The organism is Faecalibacterium sp. 7 (genome assembly GCF_049562865.1).
GTDB lineage: Bacteria > Bacillota > Clostridia > Oscillospirales > Ruminococcaceae > Faecalibacterium > Faecalibacterium wellingii.
This window is the reverse complement of the sequence record NZ_CP186911.1, coordinates 44,391-66,858: the sequence shown is the minus strand read 5'-3', so window position 1 is coordinate 66,858 and position 22,468 is coordinate 44,391. Positions and strand designations below refer to the sequence as shown.

Below are 22,468 nucleotides of genomic sequence, written 5' to 3'. Positions count from 1 at the left end.
GCGGCTGCCGGGGTAGTGGGGCGGGGTCGCTTTGCGGTGCGGCCCTGCTAAGGTGTCCGGGGCGTTCAGCCCAAAAGAGCGGCGGCGGCATCCTGCCAGGTGGGAAAGCTGTAGAACGTGCGGCGCTCTGCGTTGGTGTTCTCGCTGGTGATTCGTGCGGCAATCCGCTGCCCGGTGCGGGGGTCCCATCCTTCCAGCCGATACCCGGCGGCCTGAAGGCGGCGGGCTGCGGCGTTCTCCTTGCGGTTCCGTTCGCGGATCTGTTCAAGTGTCATCATGGTGCAGGCTCCTTTCAATCTTCGGTGCAGCCGTGGCAGTAAAGCGCGTCAATCACTTTGTCATCGCTGAAATCTTCCGGGGTGCCGTTCGCGTCAACCACCAGGTCAACGCGGTCATAAATTCGCAGATCGGTTTCAGCGTCCACCACAAAATACCAGTCGTCACCGTCCAGCGCGTCGGTGCACCAGACTTCAACCGCGCCGTCATCGGTGGCGGTCATGCCCTGCACAATGGCCGGGGCGATGTAGCGGCCCAGGGGGCCGACGGTGTAGGGGCATTGTGCCGCGGCCTTTGGTGCGGTGCCTGCCAGCAGTGCGGCCGCCAGTGCGGCGGCGGTGGTGATCTTCTTTGCAAGTTTCATGTTCTTTGCTCCTTTGCTTTTTCAGCTTTGCCCGGCGGGCTGCCGGGGCTATGGGGCGGGGCCGCTTTGTTTGAGCGGTGCGACCCTGCCAGGGCATCCGCTTGACTTTACCGCCTTTCGGTGGTAAACTAGCTTACAAGATGCGTTGTGGAAAATTCATCTTGCAAGCCTGTCACCTGCTTTAGTGGGTGGCGGGCTTTTTTGCTGCCTGCTTCTTTTTCCACTCTGCCAGGTAGGCGGCCCAGATCGCTTTTTTCAAAGCGGCGGGGAGCTTGAAAAATTCAATGCTCATGCGGCTTTTCTCCTTTCGCTGGTATTCAGCTTGCAACCCTGTACCGTGTCGCTTGCTGTGGCCTTACTCTAGCACGGTACAGGGTTTCTTGTCAAGCCCTGTACCGTGCTTTCTGCGTTTTGCACAAAACCCTATACCGTGTCTTTGTGCAAATTGACACTGTACAGGGTTCGGCGAAAATGCTATATTTTATATATAAAAATAAACAGGGGTAATATCATGGCTGTATCAGCAAGAAAAAGACTGAATAACGACAAATACAACGCAAAATGCACACAAATCAACCTGAAACCGTTGACCCCGGAAGCAAATGCAATAAAGGCCGCTGCCGCTGCCAGTGGGCAGAGCCTGCAGGGTTATATATTGCAAGCTGTCCGCGCCAGGATGGAGCAGGAAGGGCAGCCGTTAGAGATCGACCCGGCGGAATCCGGGGAAGAAGGGGGACTATAGGGGGGTTACTGGGGGAGAGTTCTAGCTTGCTAGGTTAAAGCCCTACACCTGCTTCTCACTCCCGTTAGGTGGAGAATCTGACCCCTCCGGCAAACGTCCAAAACCGGCCCGGATGGAGCACCGCCAGCGCCAGCCGTGACGCTGGAACGCCGACAGCGGGAACGGTGCCAGCGCTGACCATGCCCACCGGCACCGCCAGCAGATCAGCCCCACCACCGGCACCGGGACGCACCCCGCCGGAACCATTGCCGCCAGTGCAGACCAAAGGCCAGAGCAGCAGCGCACGCCGCGCCGTCTGCCCTGGCCTTTTTCTTTTGCCCATCTTCCCGCCACTGGCCCTGCTGCCTGCCCGCTGCACCGGATCGCCTGCCGGATCGGTGCGGATCTGTTCAAGTGTCATCATGTTGTCGCGCTCCTTTCGGTTCAATCTTCCACGCCGTCGCAGTCGTGGCAAAACAGAGCGTCAACCACTCTGTCATCTGCGAAATTGTCCGGGGTGCCGTTCGCGTCAACCACCAGGTCAACGCGGTCATAAATCCGCAGATCGGTTTTTGCATCGACGGTAAAAAACCAGTCGTCACCGTCCAGCGCATCGGTGCACCAGACTTCAACCGCGCCGTCATCGGTGGCGGTCATGCCCTGCACAATGGCCGGGGCGATGTAGCGGCCCAGGGGGCCGACGGTGTAGGGGCATTGTGCCGCGGCCTTCGGTGCGGTGCCTGCCAGCAGTGCGGCCGCCAGTGCGGCGGCGGTGGTGATCTTCTTTGCAAATTTCATGTTCTTTGCTCCTTTGCTTTTTCAGCTTTGCCCGGCGGGCTGCCGGGGTTATGGGGCGGGGCCGCTTTGTTTGAGCGGTGCGACCCTGCCAGGGCATCCGCTTGACTTTACCGCCTTTCGGTGGTAAACTGACTTACAAGATGCGTTGTGGAAAATTCATCTTGCAAGCCTGTCACCTGCTTTAGTGGGTGGCGGGCTTTTTTGCTGCCTGCTTCTTTTTCCACTCTGCCAGGTAGGCGGCCCAGATCGCTTTTTTCAAAGCGGCGGGGAGTTTGAAAAATTCAATGCTCATGCTGTTCACCTCACTTCCTGCCCCAGACCGGGGCGGCTATGTTACCAGCTTGACACGTTGCGGTGTCGTTCGCTGTGGCTGCATTGTAGCACCGCAACGTGTCGCCTGTCAAGCACGTTGCGGTGTTTTCGGCGGTCTGCACAAAAAACACGGTGCGGTGCTGTGAAAATTGCACGTTGCGGTGTCGGCGGAACTGTGCTATATTATATTTATAAAAATAAGCAAGGGGTAATAATATGCCAGTTTCGGAAACAAAAAGACGAAATAACGACAAATACAACGCAAAATGCGACCGCATAACCGTTTGGCCCAAAAAAGCAAAAGGCGCAGCAATCCGCGCCGCGGCAAAAGAAAACGGGGAAAGCCTGCAAGGGTATATTTTGGCGGCGGTATATGCCAGAATGGAGCAGGAAGGGCAGCCGTTAGAGATCGACCCGGTGGAATCCGGGGAAGAAGGGGGACTATAGGGGGTTACTGGGGGAGAGTTCTAGCCTGCTAGGTTAAAGCCCTACACCTGCTTCTCACTCCCGTTAGGTGGAGAATCTGACCCCTCCGGCAAACGTCCAAAACCGGCCCGGATGGAGCACCGCCAGCGCCAGCCGTGACGCTGGAACGCCGACAGCGGGAACGGCGCCAGCGCTGACCATGCCCACCGGCACCGCCAGCAGATCAGCCCCACCACCGGCACCGGGACGCACCCCGCCGGAACCATTGCCGCCAGTGCAGACCAAAGGCCAGAGCAGCAGCGCACGCCGCGCCGTCTGCCCTGGCCTTTTCTTTTGCGCTGCCTTCCCGCCTGCCCGGCCTGCTGGATCAGCAGCCCGGCGCGCGCTGGGTGTTGTCGGCAGCCGCCCCGGGAAAAGCTGGAAAGTACCCGGGGAGCGCTGGACACAGTACCCGGATATTACGCCCACCACCTGCACCGCCAGCGCCGCACCGATGACCCCGCAGCCCACAAGCTGCACAGCCTGCACACCCTGCCAGACCTCACAGCAGCCAGCAGCCCACCGCCAGCACCTACCGACACCGCACCCCGCCAGCCCTGCCGCCCACCTGCCGCAGCAGATCACCCCGCCAACAGCCAAAAACCGCCCACCGCAGCCCGCCGCCGGAGGGGTCAGATTCTTTACCTGACCGGCATATGGCCTTTGCAGTATAGCCAATAGCTAGGCTATAGCCGCCTTATCTAACCCCCTGCCCCCTTCCTTCTCCGCCTCGACGGCCTGCCGCTGCCCTGGGCACCGCCCACCGGCGGCCCGGCACCGGCCCGGCCTGCCGTCGCCCCGTCCGGCCCCGCCGCCGGAAAGGTACTGCCCCCCGCCGGCGGGCGCGGTGCGGGTTCCGAAGCCCCAAAATTTTTCTAGGTTCCAAATTTTTTGAAGGGCTTCCGCGTTTTTGCCCCCAGAAAAGGGGGTACGGGTCAAAAAATTGTAAGTCCGGGGCAAACATGGCGGTAACGTCACCGGGATGGCGGACGCTTACAATTTGTAAGCAACTCACGTTTTGCCGGTGCCAACAAATCATTCCGGTGTGATCTTGTTGAGGTCAACAAAATCGGGATAGACCATCTTGCCGGGGCTGGCAAAATGGTGGCTATGTCATAAAGTGTTTACATTTGAAAGCCCCGACCGCCAAAAGATAAGACGTTATAAGACGGTTTTGGTGCTATACTTAGTACAGTGAAATTATGGAGAGAGGCCCCACGGCGGCGAACCGAGGGGCCTTTTTCATACACTGTTGCTTACAAGTTGTAAGCGACCCGAAGAAATGCCGCAGGACCGGCGGCGAAACTGGATGCTCTGCCTGGATGATTTGCCAGACGGGGCATTTTTTATTGGAGGAAAACCAAATGGCAAGGCGAAGCGATGAGCGCGATGCCGCCCGCGCTGAGTACATTGCCCGGATGGAGAAAGACGGAGAAGTGAATCTTCGGCAGCTGGCGGACGATCTCCATCTTAAATATGATACGGTCCGCCGCTGGAAGGCAAAGGACGGGTGGGACCCGCCCGCACCCCGGAAGCCCGGCGGACAACCGGGAAACAAAAACGCCGTGGGCAACCCCGGCGGCGGGGCACCTGTCGGGAATGAGAATGCAATGAAGGATGGAGCCTATGCGACCATCTTCTTTGACAAGCTCACCCCGGAAGAAAAACAGATCGTAGAGAATGCGCCCCGGAACAGCACCGAGCTGACATCCCACGAAATCGGTGTACTGCTGCTCCGGGAAAAGTACATTCTGGACAAGATCAAAGAGTATCAGGCTTTACCGCCTGACCAGATGATTACATCCAGCGTCATGGATATGCGAGTACCCGGCGGACGTGGCAAGCGGAAGCGGGACGGCGCAAACCAGCAGATCGGTATGTATCAGAAGGAGACCCCGGCACAGCGTATCTTGCAGCTGCAGGAAGCCTTGAACAAAATTCATGGCCGCATCCTGTCTGCGGCGGCCCAGATGCAGAAAAACGAAATGGACAAGCTGCACCTGGAAACCGAACAGCAGCGGCTTGAACTGCTGCGCATCCGGGCGACCGGCGAGATCGGAGAACCGGGGGACGGTGACAAAGATGCTGTACACGAGTAAGGCCGTTGGCGAATGGCTGGGCATCACTGACCGTCAGGTGCGGAACCTGCGGGATCAGGGCGTGCTGTCCGAAGTCCGGCCCGGTGTCTTTGACATGAAGGTCTGCGTCCGGCAATACCTGAACTTCAAGATCGGCAACAAAGACGATCAAGCCCGTCTTGTTGCTGCCCGTGCCGAGCGGGAGGAAACCCGCGGCAAGATCGAGAAAATGCGGATGGAGGAAGCCCAAGGCGACCTGCACCGCACCGAGGACGTAGAACGCGCCCTGAAAACCATCTTTGCAAATTTCAAGAACAGGCTGGAAACCATCCCGACTAAGTACGCAAGTACCATGGCCCAGCTGACCGACCCGGCGGAAGCCCACGATATTCTGCAAAAAGCAGTGCAGGAAGCACTTGTGGAATTGAGTGACCCCGAAATTGCGCTGGCAGCACCAGCGGGGGAGGAACCCGAAGATGAGCAGGAAGAATAAATGCCGGGGTTGTGTCTGGGGAACCCGGCTGAATGAGATCCAGCAGTTCTGCCCGTTCGGCGGCTGTGTGAAGAAAGGCGGCGGCAGCAATGGCGATGATCCACCTGGAACCGCAGACTGCACAGATGTTCAGCCGAGCGCTGGGTGCGCTGAAGCCGCCCCCGAACCTGACCCTTAGCCAGTGGGCAGATAGCTACCGCCGCTTGTCGGCGGAAGCATCCGCAGCACAAGGCCGCTGGAATACGGACAATGCACCTTTCCAGCGGGAGATTATGGATGCCATCGGGGATGTTCACATCCGGAAGGTGGTTGCCATGATGTGCGCCCAGTCCGGCAAGACGGACGGCCTGATCCTGAACACCATCGGGTACTACATGAGTTACTACCCGGCCCCTATCATGATTGTGCAGCCTACGGTGAACCTGGGTGAAAGTTTCAGCAAAGACCGTCTGGCAACTATGATCCGGGATACTCCGGTGCTTCGGGGCCTTGTGGATAACAAGAGCCGCTACTCTGGCAACACCATCATGAAAAAGAACTTTGCCGGTGGTCAGCTCACCATCGTTGGCGCAAACGCCCCGACCGATTTGCGCGGCCGCCCCATCAAGGTGCTGCTGGCGGACGAGGTGGACGCTTACAAAGCCAGCGCCGGCAAAGAAGGCGACCCGGTCATGCTGGCCGAGCAGCGTCAAACGACCTACTGGGATTACAAGACGGTGCTGGTGTCTACCCCCACTGACAAAAACAACAGCCGCATTTTGGACGAGTTCAACACATCCACCCAAGAGGAATGGACGGTGCCTTGCCCGAACTGCGGCTTTTATCAGCCCTTTGTTTGGGACAACATGGTGTTCGATAAAGACAAGTGGCCGGAAGGCGGCGTGCAATACCGCTGCGCCGAGTGCGGCTGCCTTGACAACGAATACCGCTGGAAGAAGAACAGCCTGAAAGGCAAGTGGCACGCAGAGCACCCGGAACGGGCGGTGCGGGGCTTCCACATGAACAAGATAGGCTCGACCCTCTGCGGGTGGGACAAGATCGTGGAGGACTTTATTGCCGCTGACCTGGATGCACAGCGCGGCGATTACGAGAAGATGCAGGTCTTTGTGAACACCGACCTGGGCTTGCCGTGGGAGGAACCGGGCGAAGCGGTGGAGGCAAACAACCTGCTGGACCGCCGCGAGTTCTACGAGGCCGAAGTCCCGGACGGCGTAGTGTACCTGACGGCTGGTGTCGATACCCAGGATAACCGCTTCGAGGCCGAAGTCGTGGGCTGGGGCATCGGCAAGGAAAGCTGGGGCATCCGGTATCAGCGCATCTACGGCGACCTGAAACGTGGGCAGGTCTGGGCAGATCTGGACGATTTCCTATCAAAGACTTGGAAAAAGAAGGACGGCACGGAACTGTCCCTGCGGTGTGTCTGCATGGACAGCGGCGGCCACTTCCCGGATCAGGTCATACGGTTCTGCAAAGAGCGCGAGGAACGGCACATCTGGCCCATCAAAGGCCGTGGCGGTATGGACGTACCATACCTGCGCAACCCCACAAAGAACAACCGCGTAGGCGGCGAGCTGTTTACGCTGGGCGTTGATACCGGCAAGAACCATGTCCTTGCCCGGTTGAAGGTGCTTATCAAAGGCCCGAACTACTGCCACTTCCCGGCGGCAGAGGATGCCGGGTATGACGAAAACTATTTCAAGATGCTTACTGCGGAGCACAAGGTCACACGCTGGAAGTCTGGCCGCAAGGTGGAGCGGTGGGAGCTGAAAGACCCGGCACAGAAACGTAACGAAGCGTTTGACGTTCGGAACTACGCAACGGCGGCGCTGGAAATCAGCAATCCCCCCGGTTTGGAGATCCCCGGAGAGGAAGCACCACGCCAGACCGCACCGCGCCAGTACCGCAGAAGAAGATCAGGAGGTATCTAAACAATGCCGATCATCTCAAAAGAAGCCGCGCAGCGGCATCTTGATATGTGGATGGAAGCAGAAGCTGCTGTTTCGACAGGGCAAAGCTACCAGATCGAACAGATGATGCTGACCCGTGCCAGTTTGAAACAGATCCGGGAGAGCATTATCTTCTGGGAAAAGAAAGTAGCCGAAGCGGAAGCAGAAGAAAAAGGCCGGGGCAGAAACCGAATCTACCACTTCTCGCCGCATGATGTGTAAGGACGGTGGACTACATGGCAAATATTCTGGATAAAGCCATTGCGGCAATCAGCCCTGAAAAAGGGTATCGCCGCGCTGTGGCACGCGCCGCACTGTCCGTCATGAACAACGGCACCGGCTACGGAAACTACGGAGCAAGCCGCATTTCCCGCGCTATGCGAAGCTGGCACGTTGGCGGCGGCAGCGCAAAAGAGGATATCGAAGATAATCTTGATATTCTGCGCAAACGGAGCCGGGATGCTTATATGGGCATCCCTCTGGCAACGGGTGCCATCAAGACCCTGCGCACCAACGTGGTGGGCAGCGGCCTTGTGCCGACCCCGCAGGTGGATGCGGACTATCTGCACTTGAACGAGGAACAGGCAGACAGATTGCAGGCGCAGATCTCCCGCGAATTTGAACTTTGGGCGGACAGCACCCTTTGCGATGCTGCTGGCATGGATAACTTCTGGCGGTTGCAGACGCTGGCGTTCACCAGTTTCCTGATGAACGGCGATGTGTTTGCGGTGGTGCAGTTCGACGAACATCCGCACTGGCCGTATGCTCTGCGGCTGCGCCTGATCGAGGCTGATCTGATTTGCAGCCCTGACCGCACGGACATAATGGCACCCTGCACGATAGACAAGCATGACGTGTTCCAGATCGTGCAGGGCGTGGAAACGAACCGGGACGGCGCGGTGGTGGCGTACTGGATAGCAAGTCGGCATCCGCTGGCTTACGACAGCACGGTGCCGCTGACATGGACGCGGGTAGAAGCCCGCGACCCCGAAACGGGAGAGCCGAACATTCTGTGCGTCACACAGAGGGAGCGTGCCGGGCAGCGGCGCGGCGTGCCCTTGCTGGCTCCGGTGCTGCCCACGCTGAAACAGATGGGCAGATACACAGAAGCAGAGCTGGCGGCGGCTATCGTGGCATCGTCCATCACGCTGTTTATCAAGCATGAAAACCCGACCAGTCAGGCACCGTTCGGCGAGGAACCGGCGGATAAGGCGGAGGACCCGAACACCCCGCCCGATGAACTGGGCATCGACCTTGCACCGAGCGCGGTGTTCGACCTTGCACCGGGAGAGAGCACGGATACGTTCGACCCGAAGCACCCGACCACGACCTTTGACGGCTTCATGTCGGCCATGTCCAATCAGGTAGCGACCGGCGTAGAGATCCCAAGTGAGGTGCTTTACAAGAAATTCAGTTCCAACTATTCCGCAAGCCGCGGCGCACTGAACGAGTTTTGGCGAACCTGCGGTGTGCTGCGGGATAGCTTTGCAGCGGACTTCTGCCAGCCGGCCTACGAAAAATGGTTTGCCGAGGCAGTAGCCCGTGGGCGCATCAATGCGCCCGGCTTCTTTGACGACCAGGCTGTGGCGAAAGCCTACATGGGCTGCACATGGAACGGTCCTGCACGCACCAATCTGGATGCCAAGAAAGAAATCGAGGCGGCGATTCTGCGTGTTCAGCAGGGCATCAGCACAAATGAGCAGGAAACTGCACAGATGACCGGTGGAAACTGGCGGGCAAACATGAGGCAGCGCAAGAGCGAAATGGAAAAAATGAAGGAGGTAGGGCTAAATGAGCAAACCAAATTCCCGGACGAACCAGAAGACGACAAATGATAAGTTTTGGCAGTTCCGCAATCTGGCCGGTGATGACCAGAAGGCGGAACTTCTGCTTTACGGCGATATTTCCGAGCGCAGCTGGTGGGAAGATGCCGCGACCCCGAAACGGTTTGCGGATGACCTTGCCGCCCTGGGCGATGTGAAAGAAATCACCGTGTACATCAACTCCGGTGGCGGTGATGTGTTTGCAGCACAGGCCATTGGCAATATGCTGGAACGCAACGCGGCCACCGTGACCGCCCACATCGACGGCCTGTGCGCCAGTGCAGCAACCATTGTTGCCTGCCATGCAGACAAGGTGGTGGCGGCGGCAGACAGCAGCTACATGGTGCATCCGGTCAGTATGGGTGTCTGCGATTACCTGACCGCAGAGGATCTCAACAACTGCCTGAAAGCACTGGAAACCATCCGCAGCAGCATCGTCACCCTGTACGCCAAGAAGTCCGGCAAGACCGAGGACGAATGCGCCAAGTGGATGGATGAAACGAACTGGTGGACGGCAACGGAAGCCAAGGAGAAGGGCTTTGTGGACGAGGTGGACGACGAAGCGAACGATTCTGTTGTGGAGAACCGCAACGGCATCCTGTTCGTCAACAGCATCAGTATGAACACCCCGTTCAACAAAGCACCGAACTTTGTCAGAAGCCGGGTGGTGGATAAGACCACGGCCCAGCCTGAAAATACACCCCAGGCGGATCAGCCGGGGAACAAAACCCATGGGGAGGTAACAGACATGGACATTAAGGACATCAAGACCGTGGATGATCTCCGCAAGGCGTGCCCGGATATGGTAGCCAAGATCGAGACCGAGGCCATCAATGCCGAGCGCACCCGCATTCAGGAGATCGAAAACGCCACTCTGCCCGGCGCGGAGGATGAAGCGAATGAGGCGAAGTTTGTGAAGCCCATTGATTCCGCATCCTTTGCGAAGGCCGTCATTGCCAGCATGAAGGCAAAGCAGCAGAAGCAGAGCAAGGATTATCTGGACAAGGCAAAGGCCAACGCCCAGACTTCCGGCGCGAACAACATCACCAATCCGCCGCCCGCCAACCCGGAGCCGGAAAAGGCGCAGGAAAAGGGCCTGATGAACGCAATCCGCAAGATGAACGGCGTGAAGTAAGGAGGACAAGGTTATGAGCATGGATCTGGAAAGAAAGACCTATTCCACCGCCCCGGAGTATTTTATCGCCGGCACGGACATCGGTATCGCAAAGGCCACCAAAAAAGCCAGCGCAGCGGTTGAGGCACACGCCCCGGTGCTGCTGGCCGATGGCAAGGTGAAGCCCATCGCCAAGGTGGACGGTAGTAATCCGCTGTCCGTTACTGGGCTGTACGGCATCACCGCAGACAGCGCAGCGGCAGACGAGGAAGTGCCCATCTATCTGACGGGTGAGTTTTTCGCCGACGGTCTGGCACTGCCTGAGGGCGTAAAAGCAGCAGACGTTGAAGTTGCTCTGCGCAACCTGGGCATCTTCCTGAAGTGAGTAGGAGGTAACAACACTATGGCTAACGAAATTAGTATCTATGAGCCTCGGTATCTGGCCGAGGTTGTGCGCACCACTCCCTTGGTACGCACTTTCTTCCTGGACAACTATTTCACCAACGTCAAGACCTTTGCCACCAAGAGCGTGGACATCGACGTGGTGAAGGGTGACCGCCGCATGGCTTCCTTCGTGCATCCTCTGGTCGGCGGACAGGTGCTCAAGAATGAGGGCTACCAGACCGAGAGCTTTACTCCGCCTCTGATTAACCCTCTGACCGTCACCACCGCAAACGACGCTTTGGAGCGTATGCCCGGCGAGGATCTGTATTCTGGCATGACCCCCGAAGAACGCGCCGCCAAGCAGCTGATCGAGGACTACCAGCGCCTGAACGATGCTGCCACCCGCCGCGAAGAGTGGATGGCCGTGCGCACTATCATGGACGGACAGATTCCCATTGTCGGCCCCGGCGTGAACAAGGTGATCGACTTCGGTTTCACCAACAAGGTGACACTGGAAGGCACGAAGAAATGGGGCGCATCTGCCGCTAAGCCTCTGGATGATCTGGAGGACTGGGTGGATCAGGTACTGGAAAATGGCTTTGCCAACGTGGATCATGTTGTCATGGGCAAGACTGCTCTGCGCAACTTCCTGGCCGACACCAACGTGCAGAATATGCTGGACAACCGCCGCATCGAACTGGGCATCATCAACCCCAAGGACCTGCCCAACGGCGCACGCTATATCGGACACCTGAGCAAGCCCAGTCTGGACATCTACACCTACGGTGAGGTTTATCTGGACGACTGGACCAATCCCTCTGCTCCCGTTACCAAGCGGCTGGTGGATGACAATAAGATTGCTCTGCTGCCCTCCAACCCGAACTTCATGCGTGCTTACGGCCTGACTTCCTACATCGACGACGCCAAGCGCACTATCACCGCTCAGACCAACCGTCTGCTGCGCACCTATGTGAAGCATGGTCCTGACCGCATGATCCTTGAGCTGCAGACCCGTCCGCTGACCATTCCCGACAAGGTGGATAGCTGGCTGGTTGCTACCGTCTGCTGATACGGGAAGGAGCACGGATATGCTGGACGTTGACCAGAACTACGGCACACCGGAAACCCCGAAACCGTTTCCTACGTTCAAAGACTGCGTTGCACAGGATGTGCAGAACGTAATCTTCAACCCGAATGAGTTCGCGGAAGAACGGTACATAGATGATAAGCTGATGCTCTGCATCACGCAGCACCCCGGCGTACTTGAACGTCCGGCGCACTGGGAAGGCGGAGCAAAACAGTCCTTTGACCAAGGTATGTACAAGGCCGACCTGCTGCTTTTTGTGAAGCAGAAAGACTACGGCCCCATGCCGAAAAGCGGCAAGCAGATCACCTTGGACAAGAAACGAATCTACAACATCAAATCCTGCTCCCTGAAAGCGGGTATGTATCGCATGGAACTGGAAAGGGTGAGGTAAGTTGGCATACTTCCATACCAACTATGACGCTTCCAACCTGACGGTCTCCGTTGATGACGCGGAAGTGACCCGCGCTCTTGGCGTACTGGGAAACAAAACCCCGGCGGCGTTGAAAGTGGCCGTAAACACCACGGCACGGCAGACGCGCAAGCTGATGCTGACAGAAGTGAAGAAGCGCTACGACCTGAATGCGGCGGGTAGACGCATGATCGAAGATCTGCGCCAGCGCCAGAAGGCCACCAACCGGCGGCCTACCGCTATCCTTGCCATTATGAAGAACGACCCCGGCGCATTCCGGGCAGACCTGGGCTATTTCAGAACCAGCCCCACAAAGCCCTTCATGGGTCCGTCTGTCCGCAATGCGCCGCCCGTTTTTCGGGCGCACGTCCTGAAAGGCAGTCCGATGATTGCTCTGGGCGGCACCAGCGATAAGAGCAAGGGTTTCTTGGTGCAGTTCAAGTCGAAGCACATCGGCATGGTACAACGTCAACTCGGAGTACCTGCGGATAAGGACTACACGGAGAGCGGCAAGAAACGCTGGAAGCCGAATGAGAAGCTGGCAACACTGTCCAGTCCTTCCGGCTCTGCAATGCACCATACCGTGTGGGAGATGCAGGAGCAGACGGTGGAGCAGATGCTGCAGCAGAACACGGAACGGCGCGTCCGGCAACTGATCGCCAATGCAAAACGAAAGGGTGTGATCTGATATGGCTGAAAAAATCACCGGCTATACCAGCGAAATGTGCCAGCAGGCCATGATTGACGAGTTGAAGGAACTGTTCCGGGATATGAAGTTCACGGGGCAGGAAGGCGAAAAACCGCTGAAGATCTTCAAGCAGTTTATCCCGTCCCCGACCGATGATGACGACGATGTGGATACCAATAGATCCAACTTCCCGTGCATCATCGTATCAAGAACGAGTGGCGAGGTGGTGAACGAAAAGGATCCGCAATTGGTCCTTTTGCAGCTTATCATCTGCTGTTATGACCCGAAAACAGACCGGCAGGGATATGAGGACACCGGAAACATCATCGAAGCCATCATGCAGCACTTCAAGCGGAAGCCTGTGTTTGGCGAGGCTTTCAAAGTGGGATATCCACGCAAATGGGATCTTTCGGATGATGACATGGACTTCTACTACTGGGGCATTGTCAACCTGATCTGCGAAACGCCCAACACCCTGAAAAACGAAGAAGTGGAGGCTTTGATATGAGCATCGAAAAGACCGAAAAGAAAACCGAGGCTGTGAAAGAAGCACAGCCTGTGACGGAAACCACCGGCGCTGCGGCGTACTGCGGGCCGACCGTCAAGGGCATTGCCCCGCAGTACACCGTATTCGTGGATGGCCTGCCCGAAAAGCTGAAAGAAAAAGTGGAGCAGGTGCCGTTCCTGAAGGCGCTGATCGTTCCGCTGGACAAGCTCGCAGAAATGCGCGTGAAGATCGAACAGGACGGCACCAGAGAGAACATTCTCTACAAGAAGGCCACCGACCTGATGAAGTAAGGAGGATATGACAAATGGCTATTTCTCATGGCTTTAACAAGACCGAAGCAGCGACCAGCGTCACCGCTCCGGTAACGGTCAACTCCGGCCTGCAGATCGTTGTGGGTACGGCCCCCGTTAATATGCTGGATGACCCGGAAGCAGCGGTGAATACGCCGATGCTGGTGAATACCTTCAAAGAAGCTGCCGCCGCAGTGGGCTATTCCGACGATTTTGCAAAGTATACCCTGTGTGAGGCGGTGAGCGCCAGTTTTCAGGTGATGGGCATTTCCCCTATCGTCGTGGTCAACGTCCTGGATCCTGCGAATGCAAAGCACATCACTGAACTGTCCAACAAGACCGTTCAGGTGAATGACGGCATTGCAGAGATCGACGAGACCGGCATCCTGCTGAAAAAGCTGGTCGTGAAGAAGGAGCAGACCGTGCTCACGGCGGACGAGGACTATTCGGCCAGCTTCAATGATGATGGCACTGTGAGCATCGCCCTGGTCAACGGCGGCAAAGGCGACGGCGCAACGGCTCTGACCATTTCCGGCTCCATTCTTGACCCGACCAAAATCACCGCTGCCGACATCGTGGGCGGCGTGAATGCGGCCACCGGTGCAGAGACCGGACTGGAAGTGGTAAGACAGGTGTTCCCCAAGCTGGGCATGGTTCCCGGCATTCTGCTGGCACCCCGCTTCTCCAAGGATCCCATGGTGTGCGCAGCGCTCCAGGCAAAGTGCCGCAAGATCAATGGCGTTTTCGATGCAGTGTGCTTTGTTGACATCGACAGTTCCGCTTCCGGTGCACGCAAGTACACCGACGTGGCAAACCAGAAGGTCAAGCAGGGCGCAACTTCTCGTGAAGCATATGCCCTGTGGCTGTACGGCAAGATCGGCAGCACCATCTACAGCGGCAGCTCTCTGGCTGCTGCTGCGGCAGTCTACAACGACAGCCTGTATAACGACACGCCCAATGCCAGCCCGTCCAATGTCAGCGTGCCCATTTCTTCCGCCTGCCTGGAAGATGGCACCGAAGTCCTGATGGATCAGGAGCAGGGCAATGTGCTGAATGAGCAGGGTGTGGCAACCTTCATCCGCTCCGGCGACTTTGTTGTGTGGGGCAATGAAACCTGCTGCTACCCGAAAAACACTGACCCGAAGGATGCTTTTCTTTGCGTCCGCCGCTTCTTCAACCACTCCTGGACCAGCTTTGTTCTGGATAACATGAGCAAGCTGGACAAGCCGATGAACAAGAAGCGCCTTCAGTCCATCATTGACAGCGAGAACATGAAGGGCAGTGTTTATGTCTCTACCGAGGTATGCGCCAGCTACAGCATGAAGGCAGACCCTGACCGCAACACGACCGCTGAACTGATTGCAGGCCACTACTCCTTCTATCAGTTCTGCACGCCGTTCCCGCCTTTTAAGCAGATCAATAACACCATGGAGTACGAGGCCGGCGCGCTGACCTCCGCTCTGTCTCTGTAAGCAGGAGGAATGACATATGGCTCTGAATATTTCCAGCGACCTGGTTCCCCAGGTCATCAATGACTACAATGCGTATACGGAAGATGACCTGCTGATTGGTCTGGCAGATGAAGTCACCCTGCCCAAGATCAAGAACAAGACCACCTCCGTGTCCGGCATGGGCATTGCAGGCGAAGTCGATTCTCCCGTGCCCGGTCAGTTTGAATCCATGGAGGCAACTCTGAACTGGAACACCATGTACAGCTTCGCCACCAAGATGATGAACCCCAACAAGAACATCCAGATCACTCTGCGTGCTGCCATGCAGAACGACAACAAGAACGGCGGCTATACCTACAAGGGTCTGCGCGTTGTTCTGGGTGGTCGCCCCAAGGAGCTGGACCCCGGCAAGCTGAAGCGTGCTGACACCATGGGCAGCACCACCACGCTGGAAGTTACCCGTTACCTGATGGAGGTTGACGGCACTACCGTTATCGACATCGACAAGTTTGCAGGCCGCTACTATGTTGATGGTGAAGATATGCGTGCCGAGATCAACGCTCTTATCTAAACCCGATACATGAAGAAGTCAGCCGTCCCGGACGTGGGGCGGCTGATTCTCTTTTGAGAAAGGAAACAGCAATGGACAATATCGTGAAGTTCGATAAACCCTATAAGTTCGAGGGCAAGGAGTACGACAGCCTGGATCTGTCCGGTATGGAGAAGATGACCGTGCAGGACTTGATCGACATTCAGAAAAGCATCGGCAACGAGACGGCGGCCATGTACGCGATGGAAATGACCACTTCCTTTGCACAGGAAATGGCTGTTAAGGCTACTGGAAAGCCGGTGGAGTTCTTCAAGCTCATGCCCCGCGGCAAGATCAAGAAAGTGCAGGCGGCGGTTATCAAGGGCATGGATAACAGCGAGAACGCCGATGAAGTGAAAAAGCAGCTGGAATCTCACACCCTGAAGTTTGCAGCGCCCTACACCTACGAGGGCAGCGAAAAGGCGGAACTGAAGGGCAAGACCTTTGACGGCATCGACCTGTCCGGCGTGGGCGAACTGAACACTATGAGCGAATCCATGGCAGAAAACCGTATGGCTGCGGGCGGATTTGCACCGGTGAATACGCATCGCAACTACCTGTACTGCTGCATCATCGCCAGCATGGGCACCGGCTACCCGGTGGACTTCTTTGCTGGTCTGCCACTGTGCGAGGCGGTTAAGCTGCGTGATGCTGTAAACTCTGATTTTTTCGAGTAAAAGGCGGGGCAAAAGGACTTCGGAAAGCGGCTATCCAGCTATCCATTGCCACGCATTCCAACATGACGGATCTGCTGCACCTGCCCCGGCGGGAGCTGGTGGATCTGTGTAACGAGGTGGCAGACGTATGGCGGGAAATGGAGCACTAGACCTCAGCATCCGCATCATGGGCAAGGTGGACCCATCCCTTGTAACTGCAATAAAGCAGACGAAGGGGCTGACCGGTGATCTGGCGAGCGCACTGACGGGAACAAAGTCGCTGGGCAGCACGGTAGCAAACACTCTGGGCGTAATCGGAAAGACTGGGCTTGGAATCATGGCGACGCTGACAACTGCGTCCGCTGTCATGATTAAAAAGACAACCTCCATGGCAGAGGAATACCAAGCCCAGGCGGCAGATGCAGTCAAGTATGTTGGCGGCATCATGAACGATGACGGCAGCATTGACCCGGAAAAGCGTGCCACCATGGAGGACGCGATCCTCAAGATGACCACGCAGGTCCCAATCAAACGGGACGAGATGGCGCAGATCGCCGCATCGCTGGGACAGTCCGGTAAGAGCTATGAGCAAATCTTTCTGGATAACCAGCAAACCGGAGAAAAAAGCTACCTGTACGATACGGCCCGGCTAGCTGCCGCGTGGGACATTGATGCAAAGTCTGCGGCCGATTATATGGCAAAGTGGGAAACCGCTTTTGGTAAGACCCACAACCAGATTATCGACATTGCAGATTCCATCAACTATCTGGGCGGCCACATGGCTACCACGGCGGCGGAAATCGCCAGCGTGGTGAATACGTCCGGCGGTGTCGGCCAGACAGCCGGCGTTGACCTGCACACGACCTCTGCGCTGGCAGCCACCATGCTGGCTATGGGCGTTAATGAGGGAAAGGCTGGAACAAGCCTGAACCGTGTGTTTACAAACATCACCCTTGGCAACAGTGCAACGGATGCGCAGGTGGGCGCATGGAACAAACTCGGTTTTGATCCTGTGCAGATTGCAAAGGATATGCAGTCCACCGGGCCGAACGGAGAAGATGGTGCAGCAAGCACTCTGTACAAAGTCTTTGAGGCAATCTCGAAACAGGACAAGTACCAGCAGACTGCGACCATCAAGACACTGTTTGGACAGTGGGCCATTGAGGGCGTTTCAAAAATTGTGGGCAACTTGCCTGCGTTCCAGAATGCCTTGCTTATGGCTGGTGATACCAGCGCATACAGCGGCAGCATGGAGAAAGAATTGCTTGTTCGTCTGGACACCAGCGAAGCGGTAAGCCAGATGGCAAGTAATGCGACAGACCGCCTGCTTATCAATGTGGGCAATCAGTTCCTTCCGGCAAAGAAAGAACTGACATCCATGTGGATCGACATAGCAAACGGTATCACCGAGAGCTTGCCAGATCTGTCCAACATCGTCAATGGCATTCTGCCGATGTTGCACTCCGCGCTGCTTGGAATTGGCAATGCGGCGCAGGCGGCATTGCCGTGGATCCAGAAGGGCATCGACTACACTGCAGAGCATGGGCCGGAAGTGGCAGGGGCCATTGCTGCCATAGTCGCGGCGTTCGGAGCTATGAGCTTTGCACCGACGGCTTATAGCACAGGATCCTCGCTGCTGAACACCATCGGGAACATTGCAATCGGCGGAAAACCGAGCGGTGCCCCAGGCGGAACATTCGGAGGCATCACTGTCCGAAATCTGATGGGCGCACTGACACCCACAAGCCTGATCCAACGGGCAGTTGGTGGCGCATCCTTTGTAAAATCGAATGCCGGAATGTTTGCTGAAAATGCAAAGTACGGCGTTCAGATGGCCGGTGTCGGAGCGCAGCAGCCCACAACGCGCCTTGGAAAAATTGGGCAGACGTTGGACGGCGCTGGTGTCGGCATCTGGGCAACACTGAAAAATTTCAAGGGCCTGCGAAGCGGAACCAAGAAAGGAAACACCGGTTTTGTAAATGATGTGCTGGAAGCTAGCACGAACGGTGGCCTGCTGGGCGTGCTGAAAAACTCCGGCTCCGGTAGGTATGTTTCCAATGTCGGGCAATCGCTGGGCGGCCTGAAAAATGCTCTGGTGGGGTTCGGAAGCGGCAATCCGGTTGGACGATTTATCGCCAAGACCGGCGGTGTTGCGGGACAGATTCTTTCCGGCATTGCAGGACCGAACGGTCTTGACCTTGGAGGTATGGCCGGTGGAGTGAAAAATTTCCTCGGTGCAGGAAAGACGGTCATTGGAAATGGGCTGTCCAATGCATGGCAGACCGTCAGCCAGTCCAAAGTGGGTTCTACCGTCCTCGGTGTCGGCAGCAAGGTGGCGGGTGCAGCATCCAAAATCGGCGGCGGCGCTTTGAGCACGGTGAAGGGTGCTTTGAATGTCGGCGGCGCAGGGCTGAACGTACTGGGTACGACGGTAGGCCCAGTGGCCGCAAAACTGGGCGGCGGTTTTATGTCGCTGCTTGGCACATTCGGCCCCGTTATTACCGGTATCGGTACGATCGTTGCGGCGGTTTCACTGCTGGGAGATCACTTCGAGGACATCCGCAACATCGTCGGAACAGTATTTGGCGAAGGCGGGCTTGCCGTCTTTGACAAATTCACCGGAAAGATAGCGGGTATCGGCGACACCGTGAAGCAGGTGTTCGGGCAACTCACCACCCCGGAGGGCTTGCAGAGCATCCAGGAAAAGCTATCCGACTTCAGTATCGGAGGGCTAAATCTGGGTGACGTGTTCGGAGCTATGACCCCTGCTATCCAGACGGTTATGCCGTTGATTGAATCGTTCGCCGGTGTGTTCTCTCAGATTGTAGATCTGGGAGTAAACCACATCAAGCCGGTGCTGACTGAGATCTTCGGCTTTATCGTGAATGAAGGCATTCCGGCGGTCATGCCGCTGCTGTCTACGGTGGTAAGCCTGGTAGGCACCACACTGGTCAACGCCATCAAGGTGGCGGTGGATCTGGTGGGTAAGGTGCTTCCTGTGGTAGAGCCTGTGATTCTGGGCATCATCGGCTTCCTGAAGCAGGTTGCAACCATCGGCGTGAAAGCGGTCAACTTCATCATTGGGGCGCTGAACAAAATTCAGCTCACAATACCGGAAACACTGTTCGGCATTCCGGTTCCGGTGATCGGCGGTAAGTCGTTCGGATTCAACCTGTCACCCGTGTCTGTCCCGGCATTTGCCAACGGCGGCATGACGCAGGGACCGTCTATTGCTGGTGAGGCTGGCCCGGAAGCCGTTATCAGCTTCCGGCGCGGCGTTCGTGAAAAGAACATTGATACCTGGCTGACCGCTGGTAAGCTGCTGGGCGTTGGTCTGGGTGATCTGCTGGGGTTGCCCGGCAGAAAACCGAAGATGTTCGCGGACGGTGGTTTTACAGAAGAAGATTCTAACCTGATCGACTTCAACAGAGCACGTCGCCAGCAGTATTACAACCAGGTGGCTCAAAGTTTTGACACTATGGTTCAGCCTGTTGCAGCGGCATTGGTACTGGGGTCCGACGCTGGTGTGGCGTTCAGCCGTATCACGGAGATCGCCAACTATGCAGTAGATGGGCTGGAAACTCTGGCGGCAATGCCGACACCTACCGTGTCGGATGACCAGGGCAAAGCCCAACAGCTGCTGAACACCGGAATCGGGAAAGTGATTGCTGGTGCCCAGTCTGTTCTTGCAAACGAAAATACTCAGAAGGCAATCCGGTTTATCCGGGGAGCAGATGCGGAAAAGGCAAAGCTGGAATACGCTGCAAACCCGGACAACTACGATCTGAGCAATGTAAACTTCTTCCCGACGGCTGGAAACAGCGAACTGACAAGGCAAAATCTGTCGATGCTGGCAGACCTTCAGAACTACCAGCAGGAAGTAGAGCTGAAGCCCATCGGCGGGAGCGAAGATGCTTCTGGTGGCAGCACCGGGAACCAGCGCGGTGGATCGAGCAACAGCTACCAGCGTACCTATACGAGTTCCAGCGGAAACACATATGTTTATGCACCAAACTTCACCATCTACGGCAGCATGAATGCCGAAGATCTACGTTCCATTATGGACGAAGGTTACGAGAAGTTCTGCGAGTATGTGGAACGGTACGAACGCGAAAAGAGGCGCACGCAGTATGGCACTTGATTACACCACAAAGTCCGGTGACACCTGGGATCTGATTGCCCTGAACGTGTACGGAAGCGAGCTGAAAGCCGATTGGCTGATGCAGAACAACCCCAGATATATCCATATCGTCCGGTTCGATTCCGGCACGGTGCTGTCAACACCAGCTCTGCCGGCTGAAAAGAGCGGAGACCTTCCGCCCTGGAAGGCAGGTGCATGATGGTACTGACAGCAGCGAGACCCAAAGGAAGGCAGGCTGCGGTTCTTCTGACCTACGAGAAAACCGATATTTCGGAAGAAATCGCACCTGATCTGGAAAGTTTCAAGTACACGGATGTGGCTGAATCCAAAAGCGACAGTGTGAGCATTACAGTCAATGCCAAAGCTGCCAAATGGAAAAATGACTGGATGCCGGAAAAGGGCGTGAAGCTCTACCCGGCTATTGTTGTAAAGGACTGGAATATCGGGGGCATTGAGAGCGGCTACAGAGATTACAGCGCCGAGTGCGGGGCATTCGTGCTGGATGATCTTAGTTTTGCCGGTGCACCTGATTCGCTGACGATGGGCGGCGTGGCAAAGCCGAACGACACCAGCTTCAGCGAGAGAAACCGGACCTTTACATGGAAGAACACCAGCGTAAAGAAAATCGCTGAAACCATTGCAGGCCGTTACAAATTGGAGCTGAAGTTTGAGGGAGACGACCACGGCATTGATGCAAAGGAACAGGACGGAACAGATAGTGCCTTTCTGCAAGATCTGTGCAGCACCTATGCACTGGTTATCAAAGTCTACACTTCAAAGCTCTGGGTGTACGACCGGGAAAAGTACAAGGCGAAAGATCCTGTATGGACGGTATATGAGAGCCGGCCCGTTGGAAATCCGACGGCCCTGTGCGTAGAGCGGGGAAGTTTCAAGTGGAACACAAAGCTGACTGGAACATACACGGGCGGCCTTTATACCTACACCAACAAACAGAAAAAAATCAATATCAACGTCAAGGTGGGCACGGACGAACGCCAGCTTAAACTTACTGGAAAGGTAAGCAGCGAGGCAGACGCAAAAGCCCGCCTGATAGCGGCCATCAAGAATGCCAACCACGGAGCAACCCAGATCAGTTTTACGATGTTGGGCTATCCGGCCGGCGCTTCAGCGCAGTGCTTTAACCTAGTTGGCTATGGAAAGATGGACGGAAAGTATTTCGTTGATCAGATGGAACACAGCATATCTCCATCCAGCGGCTACAAAACACAGGTCAAGGCCAGCAAAGTGGAAAAGGAGGATTTCGCATGAGCAGTGAAGTGAGATTCGGCAATGTGAGTTCTATCGACTATGAGGCTGGAAAGTGCGAAGTTACTTACCCAGACAGGGACGACACCGTTACGGAAATGGTGCCGTTTCTGTCCAATGGCGAGTACCAGACACCGGAAGTTGATGATCTTGTGCTTGTCCTGCATCCAGGAGAAAGCCCGGAGGATGCTGTTGTGGTGGGCACCGTCTGGAATGAAAAGAACAAACCGCCTGAAGGAAAAGAAAAAGTCTACCGAAAGGATTATGCCAACTCACGAGGAAAGGCATATCGGAAGTTTGATGCAAATGCAAAAGAACTGACCGACTATGTGGACGGAAAGAAAATCCTGAAGGCGAAAAGTCTTGAGATCCAGGTAGGCGGTGCAACCGTGACCATCAGCGAGGGCGGAGAAATCAAGGTGACATCCCCGGCGGGGATCACGCTTGCAGCATCCGGCGAATTGAAAATGACGGCATCGACCATCAATGCGACCGCTGGAACAGTGAACATCCAGGGCGGAGGTGGCGATGTTGTTGTGTCCGGCAAATCGCTGGTATCGCATACGCACACCGGAAACCTTGGCAAGAAAACATCCGCACCCCTGTAAG

General features: G+C 56.5%; 26 protein-coding genes. 21 read left to right on the top strand and 5 right to left on the bottom strand.

The genetic code is table 11. From position 1 onward, the window contains the following. Window positions 1–65: 65 nt before the first annotated feature. Both ACKXF7_RS00370 and ACKXF7_RS00365 read right to left on the bottom strand, forming a co-directional pair. Window positions 66–278, bottom strand: coding sequence for a hypothetical protein (locus tag ACKXF7_RS00370; RefSeq protein WP_349189681.1), 213 nt, complete (start codon window positions 276–278; stop codon window positions 66–68). A gap of 14 nt (window positions 279–292) precedes the next feature. Continuing rightward, window positions 293–640, bottom strand: a complete 348-nt coding sequence (locus tag ACKXF7_RS00365) for a hypothetical protein (protein WP_423741838.1) — start codon at window positions 638–640, stop codon at window positions 293–295. Window positions 641–1,151: 511 nt separating this feature from the next. Here ACKXF7_RS00365 and ACKXF7_RS00360 point away from each other — a divergent pair. Beyond that, the gene (locus tag ACKXF7_RS00360; RefSeq protein WP_112148792.1) at window positions 1,152–1,382 is read left to right on the top strand and encodes a hypothetical protein; all 231 of its coding nucleotides are present in this window, start codon (window positions 1,152–1,154) and stop codon (window positions 1,380–1,382) included. 64 nt (window positions 1,383–1,446) lie between these two features. Here ACKXF7_RS00360 and ACKXF7_RS00355 read toward each other — a convergent pair whose 3' ends face one another. Continuing rightward, the gene (locus tag ACKXF7_RS00355; protein ID WP_423741837.1) at window positions 1,447–1,785 is read right to left on the bottom strand and encodes a hypothetical protein; all 339 of its coding nucleotides are present in this window, start codon (window positions 1,783–1,785) and stop codon (window positions 1,447–1,449) included. A gap of 20 nt (window positions 1,786–1,805) precedes the next feature. Next, the gene (locus ACKXF7_RS00350) at window positions 1,806–2,159 is read right to left on the bottom strand and encodes a hypothetical protein (RefSeq protein WP_423741836.1); all 354 of its coding nucleotides are present in this window, start codon (window positions 2,157–2,159) and stop codon (window positions 1,806–1,808) included. Between the two features lie 528 nt (window positions 2,160–2,687). Here ACKXF7_RS00350 and ACKXF7_RS00345 point away from each other — a divergent pair. Further along, window positions 2,688–2,918 (top strand): hypothetical protein, encoded by a 231-nt coding sequence (locus ACKXF7_RS00345; protein WP_423741835.1) that lies wholly within the window; start codon window positions 2,688–2,690, stop codon window positions 2,916–2,918. Between the two features lie 63 nt (window positions 2,919–2,981). Here the strand turns inward: ACKXF7_RS00345 and ACKXF7_RS00340 are convergent, their stop codons facing one another. Further along, entirely contained in the window at window positions 2,982–3,614 is a 633-nt protein-coding gene (locus ACKXF7_RS00340) for a hypothetical protein (RefSeq protein ID WP_423741834.1), read from the bottom strand. A 686-nt stretch (window positions 3,615–4,300) separates the two neighbouring features. Here ACKXF7_RS00340 and terS point away from each other — a divergent pair. The 19 genes from terS (at window position 4,301) to ACKXF7_RS00245 (ending at window position 22,467) form a co-directional block, all read left to right on the top strand. After that, a complete protein-coding gene (terS, locus tag ACKXF7_RS00335; protein ID WP_249235883.1) occupies window positions 4,301–5,035 on the top strand; it encodes a phage terminase small subunit in 735 nt (244 codons plus the stop codon). Next, window positions 5,019–5,507: a hypothetical protein gene (locus ACKXF7_RS00330; RefSeq protein WP_120081099.1), complete on the top strand. Its 489-nt coding sequence runs from the start codon at window positions 5,019–5,021 to the stop codon at window positions 5,505–5,507. The genes terS and ACKXF7_RS00330 overlap by 17 nt, the downstream gene beginning before the upstream one ends. Before the next feature lie 89 nt (window positions 5,508–5,596). Continuing rightward, entirely contained in the window at window positions 5,597–7,435 is a 1,839-nt protein-coding gene (locus ACKXF7_RS00325; protein ID WP_423741833.1) for a phage terminase large subunit family protein, read from the top strand. A gap of 3 nt (window positions 7,436–7,438) precedes the next feature. Further along, on the top strand, window positions 7,439–7,675 hold the full coding sequence (locus tag ACKXF7_RS00320) for a DUF6148 family protein (RefSeq protein WP_112148796.1): 237 nt from the start codon (window positions 7,439–7,441) through the stop codon (window positions 7,673–7,675). A gap of 14 nt (window positions 7,676–7,689) precedes the next feature. Then, on the top strand, window positions 7,690–9,288 hold the full coding sequence (locus ACKXF7_RS00315) for a phage portal protein (RefSeq protein WP_423741832.1): 1,599 nt from the start codon (window positions 7,690–7,692) through the stop codon (window positions 9,286–9,288). After that, the gene (locus ACKXF7_RS00310; RefSeq protein WP_423741831.1) at window positions 9,245–10,411 is read left to right on the top strand and encodes a head maturation protease, ClpP-related; all 1,167 of its coding nucleotides are present in this window, start codon (window positions 9,245–9,247) and stop codon (window positions 10,409–10,411) included. The genes ACKXF7_RS00315 and ACKXF7_RS00310 overlap by 44 nt, the downstream gene beginning before the upstream one ends. A gap of 13 nt (window positions 10,412–10,424) precedes the next feature. Then, window positions 10,425–10,775: a hypothetical protein gene (locus ACKXF7_RS00305; protein WP_371290649.1), complete on the top strand. Its 351-nt coding sequence runs from the start codon at window positions 10,425–10,427 to the stop codon at window positions 10,773–10,775. An 18-nt stretch (window positions 10,776–10,793) separates the two neighbouring features. Then, window positions 10,794–11,843 (top strand): major capsid protein, encoded by a 1,050-nt coding sequence (locus ACKXF7_RS00300; protein WP_417966721.1) that lies wholly within the window; start codon window positions 10,794–10,796, stop codon window positions 11,841–11,843. 19 nt (window positions 11,844–11,862) lie between these two features. After that, the gene (locus ACKXF7_RS00295; protein ID WP_117504307.1) at window positions 11,863–12,252 is read left to right on the top strand and encodes a hypothetical protein; all 390 of its coding nucleotides are present in this window, start codon (window positions 11,863–11,865) and stop codon (window positions 12,250–12,252) included. 1 nt (window position 12,253) lies between these two features. Then, window positions 12,254–12,958, top strand: a complete 705-nt coding sequence (locus tag ACKXF7_RS00290; RefSeq protein ID WP_117504305.1) for a hypothetical protein — start codon at window positions 12,254–12,256, stop codon at window positions 12,956–12,958. Between the two features lies 1 nt (window position 12,959). Further along, window positions 12,960–13,466, top strand: coding sequence for a hypothetical protein (locus ACKXF7_RS00285; protein WP_112148803.1), 507 nt, complete (start codon window positions 12,960–12,962; stop codon window positions 13,464–13,466). After that, window positions 13,463–13,756, top strand: a complete 294-nt coding sequence (locus ACKXF7_RS00280) for a hypothetical protein (RefSeq protein ID WP_112148804.1) — start codon at window positions 13,463–13,465, stop codon at window positions 13,754–13,756. Before ACKXF7_RS00285 ends, ACKXF7_RS00280 begins: the two co-directional genes overlap by 4 nt. Window positions 13,757–13,770: 14 nt before the next feature. Continuing rightward, window positions 13,771–15,228 carry a phage tail sheath family protein gene (locus ACKXF7_RS00275; protein ID WP_423741830.1) on the top strand — a complete coding sequence of 486 codons (1,458 nt, stop codon included), beginning with the start codon at window positions 13,771–13,773 and terminating at the stop codon, window positions 15,226–15,228. Window positions 15,229–15,244: 16 nt separating this feature from the next. Continuing rightward, window positions 15,245–15,778, top strand: a complete 534-nt coding sequence (locus tag ACKXF7_RS00270) for a phage major tail tube protein (protein WP_423741829.1) — start codon at window positions 15,245–15,247, stop codon at window positions 15,776–15,778. 71 nt (window positions 15,779–15,849) lie between these two features. Continuing rightward, a complete protein-coding gene (locus tag ACKXF7_RS00265; protein WP_112148807.1) occupies window positions 15,850–16,473 on the top strand; it encodes a phage tail assembly protein in 624 nt (207 codons plus the stop codon). A gap of 127 nt (window positions 16,474–16,600) precedes the next feature. After that, window positions 16,601–20,593 carry a phage tail tape measure protein gene (locus tag ACKXF7_RS00260; protein ID WP_423741828.1) on the top strand — a complete coding sequence of 1,331 codons (3,993 nt, stop codon included), beginning with the start codon at window positions 16,601–16,603 and terminating at the stop codon, window positions 20,591–20,593. Next, the gene (locus ACKXF7_RS00255; RefSeq protein WP_112148809.1) at window positions 20,583–20,792 is read left to right on the top strand and encodes a tail protein X; all 210 of its coding nucleotides are present in this window, start codon (window positions 20,583–20,585) and stop codon (window positions 20,790–20,792) included. Before ACKXF7_RS00260 ends, ACKXF7_RS00255 begins: the two co-directional genes overlap by 11 nt. Then, a complete protein-coding gene (locus tag ACKXF7_RS00250; RefSeq protein WP_423741827.1) occupies window positions 20,789–21,862 on the top strand; it encodes a phage late control D family protein in 1,074 nt (357 codons plus the stop codon). The genes ACKXF7_RS00255 and ACKXF7_RS00250 overlap by 4 nt, the downstream gene beginning before the upstream one ends. Then, window positions 21,859–22,467, top strand: a complete 609-nt coding sequence (locus ACKXF7_RS00245; RefSeq protein ID WP_112148810.1) for a phage baseplate protein — start codon at window positions 21,859–21,861, stop codon at window positions 22,465–22,467. The genes ACKXF7_RS00250 and ACKXF7_RS00245 overlap by 4 nt, the downstream gene beginning before the upstream one ends. Window position 22,468: the final 1 nt, after the last annotated feature.